10 protein-coding genes are annotated in these 17,828 nt (G+C 55.4%); 7 read left to right on the forward strand and 3 right to left on the reverse strand.

The annotated features are described in order from the left end of the window. Positions 1-78: 78 nt before the first annotated feature. Positions 79-864, reverse strand: a complete 786-nt coding sequence (locus K1558_RS16760) for a polysaccharide deacetylase family protein (protein WP_238652787.1) — start codon at positions 862-864, stop codon at positions 79-81. Positions 865-1,053: 189 nt separating this feature from the next. Here K1558_RS16760 and K1558_RS16765 point away from each other — a divergent pair, with 189 nt between their 5' ends. Next, positions 1,054-2,463, forward strand: coding sequence for a deoxyguanosinetriphosphate triphosphohydrolase family protein (locus K1558_RS16765; RefSeq protein ID WP_238652788.1), 1,410 nt, complete (start codon positions 1,054-1,056; stop codon positions 2,461-2,463). Positions 2,464-2,666: 203 nt separating this feature from the next. Beyond that, on the forward strand, positions 2,667-4,451 hold the full coding sequence (locus K1558_RS16770; RefSeq protein ID WP_238652789.1) for a methyl-accepting chemotaxis protein: 1,785 nt from the start codon (positions 2,667-2,669) through the stop codon (positions 4,449-4,451). A gap of 356 nt (positions 4,452-4,807) precedes the next feature. On the opposite strand, the gene K1558_RS16775 is transcribed toward K1558_RS16770, so the two are convergent. Continuing rightward, positions 4,808-5,764 (reverse strand): D-2-hydroxyacid dehydrogenase, encoded by a 957-nt coding sequence (locus K1558_RS16775; RefSeq protein WP_238652790.1) that lies wholly within the window; start codon positions 5,762-5,764, stop codon positions 4,808-4,810. 90 nt (positions 5,765-5,854) lie between these two features. On the opposite strand from K1558_RS16775, the gene thpR reads away from it, so the two are divergent. Both thpR and K1558_RS16785 read left to right on the forward strand, forming a co-directional pair. Beyond that, the gene (gene thpR, locus K1558_RS16780; RefSeq protein ID WP_238652791.1) at positions 5,855-6,475 is read left to right on the forward strand and encodes an RNA 2',3'-cyclic phosphodiesterase; all 621 of its coding nucleotides are present in this window, start codon (positions 5,855-5,857) and stop codon (positions 6,473-6,475) included. Positions 6,476-6,543: 68 nt separating this feature from the next. Beyond that, positions 6,544-7,467 carry a cell wall hydrolase gene (locus K1558_RS16785; protein ID WP_238652792.1) on the forward strand — a complete coding sequence of 308 codons (924 nt, stop codon included), beginning with the start codon at positions 6,544-6,546 and terminating at the stop codon, positions 7,465-7,467. 159 nt (positions 7,468-7,626) lie between these two features. On the opposite strand, the gene K1558_RS16790 is transcribed toward K1558_RS16785, so the two are convergent. Continuing rightward, complete coding sequence (locus K1558_RS16790; RefSeq protein WP_238652793.1) at positions 7,627-8,823, reverse strand: MGDG synthase family glycosyltransferase; 1,197 nt, start codon at positions 8,821-8,823, stop codon at positions 7,627-7,629. 278 nt (positions 8,824-9,101) lie between these two features. Here K1558_RS16790 and K1558_RS16795 point away from each other — a divergent pair, with 278 nt between their 5' ends. From K1558_RS16795 to gltB, 3 genes are all read left to right on the forward strand, one after another. Beyond that, positions 9,102-9,695, forward strand: a complete 594-nt coding sequence (locus K1558_RS16795; protein WP_238652794.1) for a TetR/AcrR family transcriptional regulator — start codon at positions 9,102-9,104, stop codon at positions 9,693-9,695. A gap of 205 nt (positions 9,696-9,900) precedes the next feature. Beyond that, complete coding sequence (locus tag K1558_RS16800; protein WP_238652795.1) at positions 9,901-12,255, forward strand: YhgE/Pip family protein; 2,355 nt, start codon at positions 9,901-9,903, stop codon at positions 12,253-12,255. Between the two features lie 375 nt (positions 12,256-12,630). Continuing rightward, positions 12,631-17,226, forward strand: a complete 4,596-nt coding sequence (gene gltB, locus K1558_RS16805) for a glutamate synthase large subunit (protein WP_238652801.1) — start codon at positions 12,631-12,633, stop codon at positions 17,224-17,226. Positions 17,227-17,828 lie beyond the last annotated feature (602 nt).

Genomic DNA, 17,828 nt, shown 5'->3' on the forward strand with positions numbered 1-17,828 from the left:
AGACTACCTTATTTCGTGAGCCTGTGCAATCCGGGAAGACAGGAACGTGCCGGGAGGGGAAGGCGGAAGTCACGCGGATTAATAGTCCGTATGCCGGTCCGTCTTCGCCTGCTGCACATCGGATAACTGAATCAGCTCGGAGACGGTGACGAACCGGAACCCCTGCTTCGTAAGCTCGGGCAGGATGATCTTCAGCGCCTCCTTCGTCTGCGAAGGTCCGTGCACATGGTCGTGGAACAGCACGATGTCGCCGCTCTTGGCATTGCGGATGACGTGGCTGGAGATGTTCCATACTCCGGGACGGTTCCAGTCGCGTGTATCCTGATGCCAGGACCAGAGCACCGGCTTCAGGCCCATGCTGTTGGACACATCAACCAGGGTCTCATCATACATGCCGCCCGGCGGCCGGAACAGGCTGCTGTGCCTGCCGGATACCTTCATGATCTCCTGCTCGGTCAGCTCCAGCTCCTCCTGAATCTGGCGGCTGGAGATCGGTTTTTTGAAATAGACATGGTTATAGGTATGGTTCGCCAGCTCATGGCCTTCGTCAATGACGCGTCGGGCCACTTCGGGATAAGCGGCGATCCGTTTGCCGATGGCGAAGAAGGTACATTTCGCATCGTACTGATGCAGCACCTCCAGGATGCTGTCTGTCTCCAGCGGGTCCGGTCCGTCATCGAACGTTAAGGCAATCACCTTCTGGCTGGTGCGCACCTCCCAGATCATATCGCCCCGCTCCTCATAGTAATAGCGGTTCTTGGCCTTATTCGGACTGCCCCCCGCAATCGCGGAAGAGCTGTTCAGGAGCAACAGCGCAGCAAGGACTGCGGCAGTTGTCCGGGTACTTGTTCTTATGCGTCTCAATTCAGTTCACTCCACACTTGTGTCATTAATAAGCGGTCTGACTGCCGTAATTCTTAGAATGCACCATCTGCGCCGGTTACTATGCATCCTGTGCAGCTGCACAATTAACAGGATTAATGCGTGAAAGTTCCCCCGGAAATGACTTATAATATACTACTAAATACAGATCAAGGAATAGGGGCAGCGGAGATGACACTGATTGAGCAAAGAGAGCATAGACAATATCCCGAAGTGACCAAGCTGGAGACCTCCAGAGCCGCATATGAGCGTGATTATTCGCGTCTGATCCATTCGCCGACCTTCCGCCGGCTGCAGGGCAAATCCCAGGTGTTCGGAGCCGGAACCGGGGATTATTACCGGACGCGCCTGACCCATTCGCTGGAGGTGGCGCAGATCGCCCGCGAAGCTGCCAAAAGCCTGCTGCGGTCTTATCCCGGAGTGGAGACGGCCGCAGCGGAGAACCCGGGGCTGGTGATTGATCCTGAGGTCGTGGAGTGCGCAGCCATCGCCCATGATTTCGGGCATCCCCCGTTCGGGCATAAGGGCGAGGAGGTGCTGGACAGCCTGCTGGAGAAGCTGATCGTCCGCAAGACGGCGGAGGCCGTGACGACATCCGGCGCAGGTCCTGTTCAGCAGCAGACGATCCATGAGAGCATGAAGCGCAAGTATGAGCATTTTGAAGGTAATGCCCATAACTTCCGCCTGATTATGTTCCTGGAGAAGCGCGAGAATATCGATGGCCTGAACCTCTCAGACGCGGTACTGCTCGGCATTAACAAATATCCGTTCCCGGGAACGGTGCTCAAGAAAGGGATGTACCTGCATGAATGGGAGTATATCCACGAGATCCGCAGCCAGTGGGGCATTCCCGCCGGCAAGAAGACGCTGGAAGCGCAGCTTATGGACCTGTGTGACGATATTGCCTATTCGGCGCATGACCTGGAGGACGGCATCAAGGCCGGGAAGATTGAGGTGCATGAGCATTTCATGCATGACGACTATATCCAGCGCCTGATTGTGGAGAAAATCACCACACTTGAGGATGCCTTCTGGTCCGGCTGGAACAAGTCGGCGATCCGCTTCAAGGTGGAGGAGGTGCTGAATTCATTCCTGCGCGTCTGGAAGGAGAAGATGCCCACCTGTGAGAATGACTATTCCCGCACCCGCCGTGAAGTCAAGGCTTATTGGGTCAGCACCTTCGTCGCCAGCCTTGGCGTTATAGAGGACGGGGACTGGAAGAAGGTTACCTTCATTAAAGAAGGCAAAGAGGATGAGGATATGCTGCGCACTGTCAGCGTCCTCAAAAGCTTCGCCTGGGTCACCATGATCCGCGATCTGCGTGTGCAGCGCCTCCAGAAACGGAGCGAATGGATTCTGCGGCGGCTGTGGGAGGCGTTCCTCGACCCCGAGACTTCCCGGAGCATCATTCCGTCAGACTGGCTGCAGCGTTTCGAGAAGGACCAGCGGTCGGCGAGACCGATCTGGACCTGGGAGCATATGGTGACTGATTATATCGCCGGAATGACCGATGCGTTTGCCGAGAAAATCTACAATGAGCTATACGGGCTGAAGGTGGGCTCGATTTACGATCTGGATTAATTAGAAGCTCCGGCGGGTTCTCTGCCTGCCAGCCGCCCCCGGCTGGCAGGTAAAACCTTACATGCCGCAATATATACATTTTTAGCTTCCAGCTGCCGAAATAGTACATAACGCCTATTTAGTTTGGCTTTTTGCGAAATAAGCATGGTGCTAAATGGGGAATTATGTAACAATTTCGGAGAGAATCAGGGGGGCATACAGGTATGGGGAAAGGTCAACGGCCGAAGGGCCTGTTCGGAAGAGACGGGAGCGGAGCAGGCAGGCAAGGCCAGGCGAGCTTGTTAAAAGGCAGAAAAGGGATCGGCTTCAAGATTGCCTCCGGGTACATAACTTTGGCGATACTAGTATTGATAAGCGGAGTGGTTGCGCTTTATCATATGAATGGTATGCAAAAGAACACAGGAAATGTGATTGATCACATTATTCCTGAGCTTAACCGGATTCATAATGTCAATTACCTTACAGAGCATGTACTGTCCATCAGCCTGAATCATATGCTGAATACTGATGCGGCGAGCCTGAAAGCGCTTGAGGCAGAGCGTCAGGAGTTCATCAGCAGAGTGGCGGATACGCTGCAGGAATATAGAGCTAACCTGAAAGAGACACAGGAGCTCACCCAACTGGAGTCGCTGACATCGAAATGGAATGAGTTCCTGCGCGTCAATGATCAGGCGATTCAGCACAGCAGTGCCGGAGAAAAGCAGCTCGCCCTGGAGGTTTCGCTCAAAGGGGTAGAGGTGTTCAATACGATGCAGGTCGATCTGGATGCGCTGGTTGCGCACAGTCAGAAGGATGCAGAGAATGAAGGTAAAATTTCTGCGGAAATATTCCGCAATTCACTGACCATTAATATAGTGACTATATTAATCGTTCTGCTGGTTATCGGTGTGATCAGCGCAGTCATCCGCCGTACGATCATCCAGCCGCTGAAGAAGGTAACGGCGCAGGTGCAGCAGATATCCGGCGGCGACCTGACGGCGGAAGACACACTAATCCGCAATGAAGATGAGATCGGCCTGCTGGCTAAGACTGTCAATGAGACTAACCGGACGCTGCGGGAAATGGTCAGCCGGATCAGAGAGGTCTCCAGAGTCATCACGGAGCAGGGCGATGAGCTGATGCATTCGATTGCGGAGACCAAGGAGGGCAGCAGCCAGATCGCTCTGACGATGGAGGAGCTGGCTACAGCCTCCGGCAGCCAGGCGGAAGCAGCGGTGGATGCCTCCAAGGCGGTAGAGGCGCTGAACACATTAATTGAGAATTTTGCCGGCCGGGGCACAGACTTGTCTCTTCATTCGGAGCAGGTGCGGCAAAAAGGCGAAAAAGGCCGGGAACTGATGGAAAGCTCGGTTGCCTATATGAATGAGATTGCAGAAGCCGTCTCGCAATCTATGGAAACGGTGGAAGAGCTGAATCATAAGAACGAGGGGATCTTCCGGCTGGTCGGCTCCATCCGCAGCATCTCGGAGCAGACGCATCTGCTGGCCATCAATGCCGCGATCGAAGCGGCCAGAGCCGGAGACAGCGGCCGCGGCTTCGCGGTTGTGGCCCAGGAGGTCCGCAAGCTCTCAGAGGATGTGCAGCGGACCGTATCGGAGATCACGGAGATTACGCAAGGCATCCAGCATGACTCCAGAGCCATGGTGGAGCAGCTGCGCGGCGGGGTCGTCAAGACCGAGGAAGGCAGCCGGCAGATTGTTGAGACCGGCGAAGCCTTGGCCGAGATCAACGGCTCGGTGAGCGCAATGTCGGTGACGATCGATGACATGGGACAGGATCTGCAGCAGATGACCGGAGCCAGCGAGACGATGAATGAGTTCAGCCAGCATATCTCGGCACTCTCCCAGCAGTCGGCGGCAGGGGTCGAGGAGACCTCAGCGTCTGCACATCAGCAGCTGACCTCCACCGCCGCCGTTGCGGACGGCATCGGCCAGCTCAAGCTCCAGCTTGCCGAGCTTAAGGATTCGGTGACCCGCTTCCAGGTGTGAACGGAATAAGTGCATACGAAACAGCCTCTGCTTAATTTAGCAGGGGCTGTTCATGTATTGCAGGAGCTGAAATCCTGCACTAAATGCAACATCTCTCGCGTCGAATAGACTCTAATCGGCAAATGTTGCATTCAAGTCAGCATTTCGCCTCCAAACTGCCGCTGAGTAGGACAAATCCTGCATTTCTTGCAGCATTTCACGCCAGCAGCCCATATTTATGCAGCCCGAGTTGCAATAGTTGCAACATTTCGCTGAAGGAGGGCCTGGGCTTGCCACTCAAACGTGGGGGTCATCAAGTCCGCAAGTCCGCAAACCCGCATTCCCGCAAGCTAGTGCCCGAAATATCCACCACCGGCTTAGTACTGGCGGCTGTAATCCACCAGGTTACGCGACGGCTTGCCGGATTCCCGGTAGGCCTTAATGTTCTCGACGAAGATGTCGACAATCCGGTCGGCGTAGCGGTCCGTGGCCCCGGCGCAGTGCGGGGTCATAATAACCTGCTCCATGCCCCAGAGCGGATGATCTTCAGGCAGCGGCTCGGTCTCGAAGACGTCCAGGCCTGCCCCGGCGAGCTGTCCGCTGTTCAGGGCAGCCATCAGATCATCCGTATGGGTTGTCGCCCCGCGGCCGATATTAATGTAATAAGCCCCTTGCTTCGCTGCACCGAAGATGTCACTGTCGAACAGGCCCTCGGTCTCATCGGTAATCGGCAGTGTATTGATGATGAAGTCAGCCTGGCTTACGGCTTCCTTCAGCTCTGCCGTGGTGAAGACCCGGTCGAAGTGCTCCGCCGGGCGTCCCGAGCGGCTTACACCGACCGTGTTCATGCGGAAGGCCTTGGCGATTCTCGCTGTCTCGCTGCCGATGGCCCCGGTCCCTGCGATGACTGCCGTCTTGCCGGTCAGCTCACTCTCCTGACCGTCTGAGTGCCAGCGGCGGTTCTGCTGGTTGCGGATGGCCGTATGCAGATTGCGGGTGAACATCAGCATAAATCCCATAATTACAGCAGTAATCGGTTCTGCATGGACGCCGCTGGCATTGGTCAGCAGAATCTCTCTGTCCTTCATGGCCTCAAGCGGCAGCTTCTCTACTCCGGCAGACCAGGCTTGTACCCAGCGAAGCGGCGAACCCTGGCGCAGCAGTGTATCCTTGATGCCTTTGCCCCAGCCGATAATAATCTCTGCACCGGCGAGCAGCTCAAGGTCCGGATTCCTGGAATCCGTGAGGGTCAGGGTATAATCTGGCGCAGCAGTCCGGATTCTGTCCTGTTGTCCGGAGGACAGAGGCTGCATACATACGATGGATCGGGTCATGGTGGTTCCCTCCTGTTCTACATTTCAGTAGAGAAATAGACGATAAGATAGGATAAGCATAACAAATCTGCCCGGAAAGGTGAAATGATCATGAGACCGATGGAGCCAGAGCATGATACGGAACGCCTGTTTGTAGCGATACCCTTGCCGGAGGCTTTGAAAGATTATCTGAAAAATGAAGCCGCCCGGGTGTCCTCCAATTATAAATTTGCCAGATGGACACATTTCCAGGATTTCCATATTACGCTGCAATTTCTCGGGGATACCCCAAAGGAAGATATCCCGGCTCTGTATCAGGCGCTCAGCGGGGTGGCGGAGGCCAGCCGAAGCTTTCAATTGGAGCTTGGCCAGTGGGGCACCTTCGGCCTTCCAGACACGCCAAGAGTGCTCTGGGCCGGGGTTTCCGGAGAACTAAGCCCCCTTCAGGAGCTGCAGAGCAGAGTGGTGTCTGCCACCCTTCCGTTAGGATTCCGGGCCGAGAGCCGAACATATAATCCCCATTTGACAGTGGCCCGTAAATACCGGGGAGAGCATGCGTTCGGGCTAACGGAGCTGGAAAATTTACGGGGAGATGGTGACATTTCACGTCAGGAACTTCCAGACTTAGGCTGGACGGTTGATAGGTTTGTGGTGTATGCTACCAGGATGTATGCCATTCCTATGTATGAAATGACCGAAAAATTTACATTTCCCGCAGCACAAATCGGCTAGATCAGTTTTCAAGGCTTCCATTTTCGGTTACATACAAGAGGAGTGTGCCGTAAAATAGGAGGTAAAAAATGTTAATTTTTAAACAGAGCCGCTACATTGCGCTGCTGGTTGGTGTAATTCTAGTGTCTTTCTCAGCGATAAGTTTGCTAAGCCCGGGCGGGTCTGCCGCAACCGGAGATCATTCGATACAGATGGACAGACTGAACTCGGCAAGCCATTCGTCTGTAGAGCGCCTGCTGCCCGGAGCGGCATCCGTTCTGCACAGGACAAGCCCTTCAGCCAGTACCAGCAGTACCATCACCCCCTTGCTCTATTCCGCAGCGGCGAAGCCGGTCCATGACTGGACCCTTAAGCTTCATGCAGGATGGCTAACCCCAGCGAAGCTGGAGCGCACAGGCGCTGCGCGGCCGGCTGCCGTACAGCCCAAGGTGAAGCCGAAGCCTGCTGTGGTGAGCGCAGCGCCGCCGCAGGTGCAAGCGGCAGCGCTGAAGCAAGCGGCAAAGGGGACAACGAGTGCCAAAGCAAAGCAAGCTGTAACTCAGCAACATCCCCCCGCAACATTGTTCTTCTCCCGGACCGAGCTATTAAGCCAGGAGCAGCGAGCTGAAGCTGCCTGGAGCTACGCCGTATCCGAAGAAGACCTGCATCTGCTGCAAAAAATCGTCATGGCAGAAGCAGAAGGCGAACCGTACAAGGGCAAGGTGGCAGTTGCCAACGTTGTTCTAAACCGGCTGCGGTCAGCCAATTTTCCCGACACCATCCGAGAAGTAATCTATCAGAAAAAACAGTTCAGTCCTGTGGCCAACGGGCGTCTTAAACGTGTAAAGCCTAACAAAGACAGCATCAGGGCAGTCGATGCCGCGCTAAGAGGAGTCAAGGAGGTAACGGACGATACGTACTTCTTCCTGTCGCTGACCCTCGCCCAGGACCTTACGGTGCATCACTCGCGCACACTCGCCAAGACCATCGGCAATCATACATTCTATAAATAATGTTGTTCATTTCAGGGACCGCCGGGCGATTCGGACAAGCGCTGTATTTGAGGGCTCTGTACGTGTATTCTTTGCCGTCCCTGAAATATAAAAAGAACCTCCATTTCCACCAGATCCGGTGGGATGGAGGTTCTTGGCATGAGGCAGCAAGGCTGCCCCTTAAGGGGTGAGGTAGACAGCCTCTTCACTCCTTACCTTGGGCGGGGGGGAACTCCAGGCCTCAGCGGCCGCAGTTTCAGCGATCGGCTTGCCGAGCAGCCCCAGCACGGTCGCAGCGCAGTACTGCGGCTGCTGGCGTTCCGGGAGGATCTGGCGCTTCTGGCGCCCTCCGGCTCCCGCATATTCCCGCAGGAGCATGGAGAACCACTTGTCAACGACAGCGGAATCGAGCATCTCGGCCAGACCTAATTCGACAAAATACTGGCTGTTCTTCTCTTCCTGTCCGGGGATGGCATTGTAGAACAGCATCGGGATGCCCTTGGCCTGGGCTTCCGTGCAGGTCATTCCGCCGGGCTTGGTAATCAGCAGGTCAGAGGCATCCATCAGCTTATTAATCTCGCTGCTGTAGCCAAGGATTCTAACGTTGGGATGGTTCAGCAGCGGGTCGGCCTCCATTTTGGCTACGGCCTTGTCGTTGCTGCCCATACAGAAGATCAGCTGAACCTCATCCATCCGGGCGGTGAGCGACTTCATGATCGCCTTCCCGAACATCAGCCCCCAGCCGCCGCCCATAATGAGCACAGTCGGGATATCGGCCAGCCCCAGCTCTTGGCGCAGCTGGGTCTTGCTGTAGGACTCCCAGAACTTCGGATGCACCGGAATGCCGGTAACCGTCACAAGCTCCGAGGGCACTCCGCGTCCGGTCAGAATCGATTTCACCCGGGAGGTGGAGACCAGATAGCGGTTGGCTTCGGCATTCACCCAGCTCCCGTGGGCGTCGTAGTCCGTTATCAGTGTGTAGAACGGTACATCCAGCCCCTGGCGCTTCAGCCTTGAGATCACCGCAGCAGGTATAGGATGAGAACAGATAATGAGGTCGGGTCTGAGCTGCTCAATGACTTGGGAGGCATGGGTATAAAAGATCCGGTGCAGCGCAAGCTTGGTCAACCGGTTCAGGGATTTATGGTATTGGGTTTTATACATCATGCCGACCAGCTTCGGCTGGCTGCTGACTGTTTTGCGGTAAGCGGAAAGAATCCAAGGTGCGACGGTAGGATTAAGGAACTTCCCGAGCTCGATTACCCGGCACTGAACATCCGGGTTCAGCCGTCTTATTCCTTCAGCCAGAGCATAGGCTGCCCCTGTATGGCCCGTGCCGAAGCCTTCTGAAAACAGCAGTACTCTTTTCTTTCGCATAAGTTCACCTGCAACTTTCCATCATAGGTAGATTAGATTTAATCCCCCGGAACATGTTTCTCCTAATATTATACTAGGGATTTTGCTTCTTTTCACACATTATACAAATAAGACGTAAATAGAAAGTTAAAACACTGCAATAAAATAAAAAAAATTCGGGCAAATGTATTGCAAAGGCACAGTCAAAATGATAAAGTTGTTCTTGACCGAGTGACCGAATTAGTAAATTGGTCAATCCGGCAGTGAAGACAATTCTGAGATGAAAGGACGGGTTATGGATGGCTGTAGTGGATCGAAGGCAGCAGGTGCTGCAGGCGGCGACGAAATCTTTTTCACTATTCGGCTATAAGGCAACTACAATGGATCAGGTCGCCAAGATTGCCAATGTCGGCAAAGGGACGATCTACACCTTCTTTACAAACAAGGAACAGTTATTTGATGAGATCCTGCGTGATGTCATTGCCGAGATGAAGAGCATCGCCGAACGGGAGATCAGGCGCGACAAGCCGTTCTTCGATAATCTGCACCGCGTGCTGGATGCCCTGCTGGAATTCCGCAGCGAACACGAGCTATTCATCAAGCTGTCCCAGGAGAGTCTTGACTTCGGAACGCCGCAGGCCGGTGAAGGACTCGACAAGATCGAGAGTGTAGTGCTTGAATATCTGCAGCGGGAGGTGGAGCAGGCAATTCGTCAGGGGGAGATCAAGCCGTGCGATCCCCAGATAGTATCGGTGGTCATGTTCAGGCTGTATATCGTGCTTACTGCGGAACTGAGCAAGGTGCATGTGCCTTTGACCAAGGAACAGATCAAGAGCTATTTTCAGCTGTTTCTGGCCGAGGGCCTGTCGCAGAAGAATAGAAGCCCGATATAGGGACGGCGCCCTTGAACATCTGCGCTTTCCCTGACAGGGATGGAATGCTGAAGCTGTATTATTGCGGGAAGGACGCCATTTTTTTTGCCCTCGATTGACTAAATGGGGAAAATGGTCATTTGGTGTTACTGCAACATTCAGCAAACTATCATTTTTGGCTTTATAGCATTTAAAGAGAGCATATGATTAGAAGGAGAGAACCAGAATGAAATCTTTATCCGTATTTATGAAGGACCTTGGCGCGGTCTTTAAGAATCCCAAGATGCGTATTTCCATGTTTGCCATTCTGTTCATTCCTGTACTGTACAGCGGTTTGTTCCTGAAGGCGTTCTGGGACCCCTACGGCAAAATGAACGAGCTTCCGGTCGCTGTAGTGAATGAAGACAAGGGCGCTGATTACGAGGGCAAGAAGCTGACTGCCGGGGAAGACCTGGTTGCCGAGCTGAAGAAGACGGACGGGTTCAAGTGGAACTTCGTCAGCCGGAAGACGGCGGAAGCCGGGCTTGCCGACAATACCTATTATATGGCTATTGTGGTTCCGGAAGACTTCTCGGCCAAGGCGACCACTCTGCTGGATGCTGATCCGCAGCCGGCGAAGATTATCTACGAGCCGAATGAAGGCTACAACTTCCTGGCCGGCCAGATCGGCGGTACGGCGGTCAAGGATATGAAGTCGAAGATATCCGCAAAGATCACAGAAGCGTATACCAATTCCGTCTTTGATAAAATCACTGAAATCGCAAGCGGTCTGGGCGAAGCCGGAGACGGCGCGGCCAAGATTGCTGATGGTGCCACCAAGCTGGACGACGGCGCGCTGAAGCTGAAGGACAATCTGCTGGTCCTGACCGAAGGCACCGGTAAGCTGCTGGATGGTGTAGCGCCGCTGACCAAGGGCGTGAGCGACCTGAATAACGGCGCTGCCGCACTGAAGACCGGCAGCAGCACGCTGGCCGGAGGACTGCAGCAGCTGTCTGCAGCGCATAAGCAGCTCCAGGATGGAGTGACACAGTCGGCTGAAGGCAGCAAGCAGCTTCATGCCGGGCTGCAGAAGACAGCAGCCGGAGCGTCAGCGCTGAAGGATGGAACACAATCGGCTGTAACCGGCACAGAGAAGCTGGCAGCCGGTACGAAGTCGGTCGTTGACGGCAGCGCCAAGCTTGCGGCCGGATTGACCTCCGCTGCCGATGGCAGTGCCAAGCTGGAAGCCGGACTTACAGCTTCCAAGGACGGCAGCGCGAAGACTGCAGCCGGAGCCAAGGCGGTCGCCGACGGCCTGCAGCAGCTGGCCAAGTCGAACCCGCAGCTGGCAGCGAGCCCTGAGGTGCAGAAGCTGCTGGCCGCAAGCTCGGCTGTAGCAGCCGGAGCCGCGCAGCTCGACCAGGGCCAGCAGCAGCTGCTGGACGGGGCAAGTGCCCTGCACAGCGGCCAGGAGCAGCTGGCGCAGGGAGCGAACCAGCTGCACAGCGGTTCGCAGCAGCTTGATGCAGGTGTGAGCCAATTGCATGATGGAGCGAAGCAACTGAATGCAGGCAGCGCACAGCTGCTCGACGGGCAGCAGCAGCTCGTAGCTGGTGCCGGGGCTCTTGAGACCGGCGGCGGCAAGCTGGCCGCCGGGATGAAGCAGTTCGGCGCGAAGCTGGACGAAGCCGCAGCGGGCGGAGCGAAGCTGGCGGACGGCGGCAAAGCGCTTGAAGCCGGCACAGCGAAGCTGCTGAGCGGCGCAGGCCAGCTGGGCGACGGACTCAGCTCGGTAGCCGACGGCTCGAAGAAGCTGAGCGACGGTGCAGGCCAGCTGAAGGACGGTCTGGATGAGCTGAAGTCAGGCTCCGGCGAGCTGGCCAGCAAGCTGGGCGATGCCGCTGAGCAGACCAAATCTGTGAACAAGTCTGACGCGCTGGTCTCGATGTTCGCCCAGCCGGTTCAGATCGAAGAGATGAAAGTCAACAAGGTGCCAAACTACGGAACAGGGTTCGCTCCTTACTTCCTGTCGCTTGGATTGTTCGTAGGCGCACTGATCTGCACCATCGTGATTCCTATGCGTGAATCCGAAGTTGCAGGGGCCACCCGGTTCAACCGGTTCATGAGCCGTACGCTGTCGTTCTCAATGATGAGTCTGCTTCAAGCCCTGCTCGCTGTGCTGGTTGTACTGTACGGTCTTGGTCTTGAAGTACAGAATGTAGGCTTGTTCTATCTCTTCACCTTCATCACCAGCCTGGCCTTCATGTGGATGATCCAGGCGATCGTTACCTGGCTCGACCAGCCGGGCCGCTTCGTAGTCATCCTGATCCTGATCTTCCAGCTGACGACAAGCGCCGGAACCTTCCCGCTGGAGCTGATTCCAGGCTGGATGAAGGTCCTCAATCCGCTCCTGCCGATGACCTACAGCGTCAAGGGCTTCAAGGCAGTCATCTCTACCGGGGACTTCGGAGCGATGTGGGGCGATGCAGGAATGCTTGGTATCTATGGAATCGTCTTCCTGGCGCTCACTCTCACTTACTTCATGACGCGTGACCGCGGCAATGAGGCTGTGCTGAAAAGTGAACAAGTTTTGACTGTATAAAACCATACAATTTCTTGCAATCAGATGAAACTCAAAAACGCCTCCCCGGAGGCGTTTTTGGTTTATACGGAAATAAAAAACGGCTGTAAAAGTACCATACCTGTGTGAGGAAAATGCTTGAAACGCTTTCAACGCATAAGCGCTTATTCGTGAATAATGCATAATTATACATTTCGCAGATTTTTTACGCTTCTATTCGCTAAAGCTGTGTCGCAAAAGCAATTGTTAATCAAACTCATAAAAAAGTTTAAATTGCGCTCATGTCAGCTCGATGATAAAATAATAAAACCAATCTGGCCTGAATAATTATTAAGATTAACCGCTGAAAATTTTTCCTGGAATTCCGTCTACTTTATAATAGAAAGGTTGCATATGATGAGACACACTGAAATGCCCGGCAAACAGGGCCTGTACGATCCCCAGTTCGAAAAAGACGCTTGCGGCATGGGATTTGTCGCCCATATTAAAGGCAAACCGTCCCATGATATCGTTAGCAATGCGCTGACTATGCTCTTCAACATGGAGCACCGGGGAGGCCAGGGAAGCGAGCCGAATTCAGGTGACGGAGCCGGCATCATGCTGCAGATTCCGCACCGTTTCTTCGCCGGTGAAGCCGCGAAGCTTGGTTTTGCGCTTCCGGAGCAAGGCCATTATGGCGTGGGCATGATCTTTCTGTCTCATGATGAGGAGATCCGCGCCCGCCATGAGGCGCTTCTGAGCGAGATTATTGCGGAAGAGGGCCAGGAGGTTCTCGGTTACCGTGATGTGCCTACCTTTGATGAGATGCTCGGGAAGACAGCCAAGGCTGCTAAGCCTTATGTGCGCCAGGTCTTCATCGGCCGCTCGGAGGGCATCAAGGATGAGATGGCTTTTGAACGCAAGCTGTACGTGATCCGCAGACGTGCCGAACTGGCCATCCGCTACGGCGGATCAGAGGAAGGCGAGTCCTTCTATGTGCCAAGTCTGTCCTGCAAGAAGATTGTCTACAAAGGAATGCTTACTACAGTGCAGGTCGGACAATTCTACCTTGACCTGCAGGATGAAACCCTGGAATCAGCAATTGCGCTGGTTCACTCCCGCTTCAGTACCAACACCTTCCCCAGCTGGGAACGTGCCCACCCTTACCGCTTCATGATCCACAATGGTGAGATCAACACCCTCCGCGGCAACGTGAACTGGATGCATGCCCGCCAGTCGCTGTTCAAGAGCGAAGTGTTCGGAGAAGACCTCGGCAAGATCAAGCCGGTGGTGAATCCTGACGGCTCCGATACGGCGATGTTCGATAATACCTTTGAATTCCTGTATCTGAGCGGACGCTCTCTGCCGCATGTGGCTATGATGATGGTTCCTGAGCCATGGAGCAATCATGACAGCATGGACGAGAAGAAGAGAGCCTTCTATGAGTATCACAGCACCCTGATGGAGCCGTGGGACGGGCCAGCCGCTATGGGCTTCACCGACGGTGTGCAGATCGGGGCGATTCTTGACCGTAACGGCCTTCGTCCTGCCCGTTATTATGTAACCAAGGATGATCTGATTATTCTATCCTCTGAAGCGGGTGTTCTTGATATTCCTGCTGAGGATGTATTGTATAAAGACCGCCTGAGACCGGGCCGGATGCTGCTTGTCGACACGAAGCAGGGCCGGATTATCTCGGACGAAGAGGTCAAAGCGGAGATTGCTTCCCAGCAGCCTTACCAGGAGTGGCTGGATGAGCATCTGATCGGTCTCGATGAGCTGCCGGATGCGCCGGAGCTGCCGAATCCGAAGCATGACAACGTGCAGCAGCTGCAGCAGTCCTTCGGATATACATTCGAGGATCTGCGCAAGGTGCTGGAGCCTATGGCCTCCACAGGCGCCGAAGCTGTCGGCTCCATGGGCTATGACTCGCCGCTCGCGGTGCTGTCCGACCGTCCGCAGCGTCTATACAACTATTTCAAGCAAATGTTCGCCCAGGTCACGAATCCTCCGATCGATGCGATCCGTGAAGAGCTGGTAACGTCCACAGCGACCACCATCGGACCGGAACGCAATCTGCTGAAGGCAGAGCCGGAGAGCTGCCGGCAGATCTCGCTGGCTTCCCCGATTCTCTCAAATGAGGATTTCGCCAAGCTGCGCCATGTCCGCCGTGCCGGCTTCAAGTCGATGTCCATCCCGATCCTCTTCCCGGCGGAGCTGGGGGCGGAAGGCCTGAGAATCGCGCTTGAGCGTATGAACGAGGCTGCAGACCGTGTAATGGGCAAAGGCCATAATATTCTGATCCTGTCTGACCGCGGCGTTGACCGTGAGAATGCGGCGATTCCGGCACTTCTGGCCGTATCCAGCCTGCATCACCACCTGATTCGCTCGGGAACCCGCACCAAGGTCAGCATTCTGCTGGAGTCCGGCGAACCGCGTGAGGTTCATCATTATGCGCTTCTGCTGGGCTACGGCGTGAGTGCAGTCAATCCGTATCTCGCGTTCGAGAGTCTGGATGACATGATAGCGCAAGGCCTGCTTCGCGGCATCTCGCATGAGAAGGCTGTGAAGAACTATATTAAGGCTGCGACGAAGAGCGTAGTCAAAATCCTGTCCAAAATGGGGATCTCCACGATTCAATCCTACCGTGGCGCACAGATCTTTGAAGCGGTGGGCCTGAATTCGGAGTTCGTGGACCGTTACTTCACCTGGACCCCGTCCCGGATTGGAGGTATCGGTCTGGAAGAGGTAGCGCAGGAGGCGCTGGCCAGCCATTACCGCGCCTTCACCGACAAGGACGGCAACGACAAGGTGCTGGATTCCGGCGGTGAATACCAGTGGCGCAGCGACGGGGAGGAGCATCTGTTCAATCCGCAGACCATCCACCTGCTGCAGCATTCGGTACGCAGCGGAGACTATGCGATGTACAAGAAGTATGCGGCACTCGTCCAGGGCGAGAGCGAGAAGCACCAGACGCTGCGCTCCATGCTGCAATTCAACCGCAAGAACGACCCTGTGCCGCTGGCTGAGGTAGAATCCGCTGCATCGATTATGAGACGCTTCAAGACCGGTGCGATGTCCTTCGGCTCGATCAGTAAGGAAGCCCATGAGACCCTGGCGATTGCGATGAACCGCATCGGCGGCAAGAGCAATACGGGCGAGGGCGGGGAAGATCCGGCGCGCTTCAAGCCGGATGCTAACGGCGATTCCCGACGCAGTGCGATCAAGCAGGTAGCCTCGGGACGGTTCGGGGTAACCTCGAACTACCTGGTGAACGCTGACGAGATCCAGATCAAGATGGCTCAAGGAGCCAAGCCGGGCGAAGGCGGACAGCTTCCGGGCCGCAAGGTCTATCCTTGGGTTGCTGAGGTCCGCGGCTCCACCGCAGGCGTAGGTCTGATCTCGCCGCCGCCGCACCATGATATCTACTCCATTGAGGATCTGGCAGAGCTGATCTATGATCTGAAGAATGCCAATCCGCGCGCTGAGATTAACGTGAAGCTCGTCTCTGAGGTCGGCGTAGGCACCATTGCTGCCGGTGTAGCCAAGGGCCGTGCCGATATTATCCTGATCAGCGGTTATGACGGCGGAACCGGCGCTTCGCCGATGAACTCCATCCGTCATGCCGGATTGCCTTGGGAGCTGGGGCTGGCCGAGACCCACCAGACGCTGATGCTGAACAACCTGCGCGACCGTGTCGTACTGGAGACCGACGGCAAGATGCTCAGCGGACGCGACCTTGCGGTAGCGGTTCTGCTGGGAGCCGAGGAATACGGCTTCGCCACTGCACCGCTGGTAGCTGTAGGCTGCATCATGATGCGTGTCTGCCAGATGGATACCTGTCCGGTCGGCGTCGCTACACAGAATCCGGAGCTGCGCAAGAACTTCATGGGTAATCCGCAGCATGTGGTGAACTTCATGACCTTCGTGGCTGAGGATCTGCGTGAGATTATGGCGGAGCTGGGCTTCCGCACCATCGAAGAGATGGTCGGCCGCACCGACTGTCTGGATGCGGTTAAGGCTTCGGCCCACTGGAAGAAGAAGGGCGTTGATCTGAGCAGCCTGCTGCATACGCCGGAGATGCCGGAAGGCAGCACGCGCTTCCGCAGCCAGCGCCAGAATCACGGCCTGGAAGAGACGCTGGATATGACGCATCTGCTGGATATCGCGCGGCCTGCACTGGAATCCGGCACGGCGGTTGAAGCTTCTCTGCCGATTACCAACGTCAACCGCGCCGTAGGAACCATTCTCGGCAGCGAGCTGACGCGCAAATACGGCGCGGCCGGTCTGCCGGAGGATACGATCCGCCTGCACTTCACCGGATCGGCCGGACAGAGTCTGGGAGCCTTCGTACCGAAGGGCGTTACGATTACCGTCGAAGGCGACTCCAATGACTATGTCGGCAAAGGGCTGTCCGGCGGCAAGCTGATTATCCGGCCTTCGCGCAAAGCCACCTTTGCTGCTGAAGAGAATATTATCATCGGGAACACGGCGCTCTACGGAGCGACCAGCGGTGAGGCGTATGTCAGCGGGATCGCTGGTGAACGCTTCGCAGTCCGCAACTCCGGGGCGAATGTAGTCGTAGAAGGCGTGGGCGACCACGGCTGTGAATACATGACCGGCGGCCGGGTGGTAGTACTGGGCGAAACGGGCCGCAACTTTGCGGCAGGGATGTCCGGCGGGATTGCGTATGTGTATGATTCCGACAATACCTTCATCAAGCGCTGCAACCTGGAGATGGTCCTGCTGGAGCGGGTGGAAGAAGCGGATGAAGCCGCTGAGCTGCACGGTATGATCAGCCGTCACACCGAACTGACCGGCAGTAATGCGGGCAGAGCGATCCTGGATGCCTGGGATCAGGCGCGGCCGAAGTTCGTCCGTGTCATTCCGAAGGACTATAAGCGGATGCTGGAGCAGATCCGCAAGGTCGAGCAGAATGGCCTGACCGGCGAAGCTGCGCTGATGGCTGCCTTCGAGGCGAATATGCGTGAGCTGGCGCGGGTCGGCGGTTAATATTTGGAATATCAAGAGGCCACATCTTTCCATCCTGGAGAGGTGTGGCCTTTCTGTATTGCACATTGCTCCACAGCCAGTAACATTTATAGATAAATCCTGCAAAATATGCAACAACGCTGCTCCATGCAAGAAGCTGTCGGTGGACAGAGCGGAGGTGCGTGGGCGGAAATGTAATCGAAAAACCGAACACATTGCGCAGTGTGGGGGTGAGTGGGCCGACTGTATGCGATAAACGAACACATTGGGCAGTGCGTAGGTGTGAAGACTAATGAGCAGCCGCCAAGGTTCGTACAAGAGCAGTGGGTGTACGGGGTAAGTAACCTGTAGCTTTCACTCTTTAGGATGGTTTGTTCCTATTACTGCATATCTCTCCAAATTTCAGGAGGGAGGAAAACTGTGGTAATATATAAAAATGGTTGAAAATGGGTTGTTGATACAGTGATAAGGTTAATAATAGCTTGAGCTGAAAAAGACAATAATAGGATGGGCGTAACGGAGGGGAAATTTGGAACTGTAGGAGCGGGAGCGTCCGCCTCCCTCCTTATGATTCAGTTTTCTTACTCTAGCTCGCTAATTCGCAGGATTTCATTCGTTATGAA

Source organism: Paenibacillus piscarius (genome assembly GCF_022234545.1).
Taxonomy (GTDB): Bacteria; Bacillota; Bacilli; order Paenibacillales; family Paenibacillaceae; genus Paenibacillus_AQ; species Paenibacillus_AQ piscarius.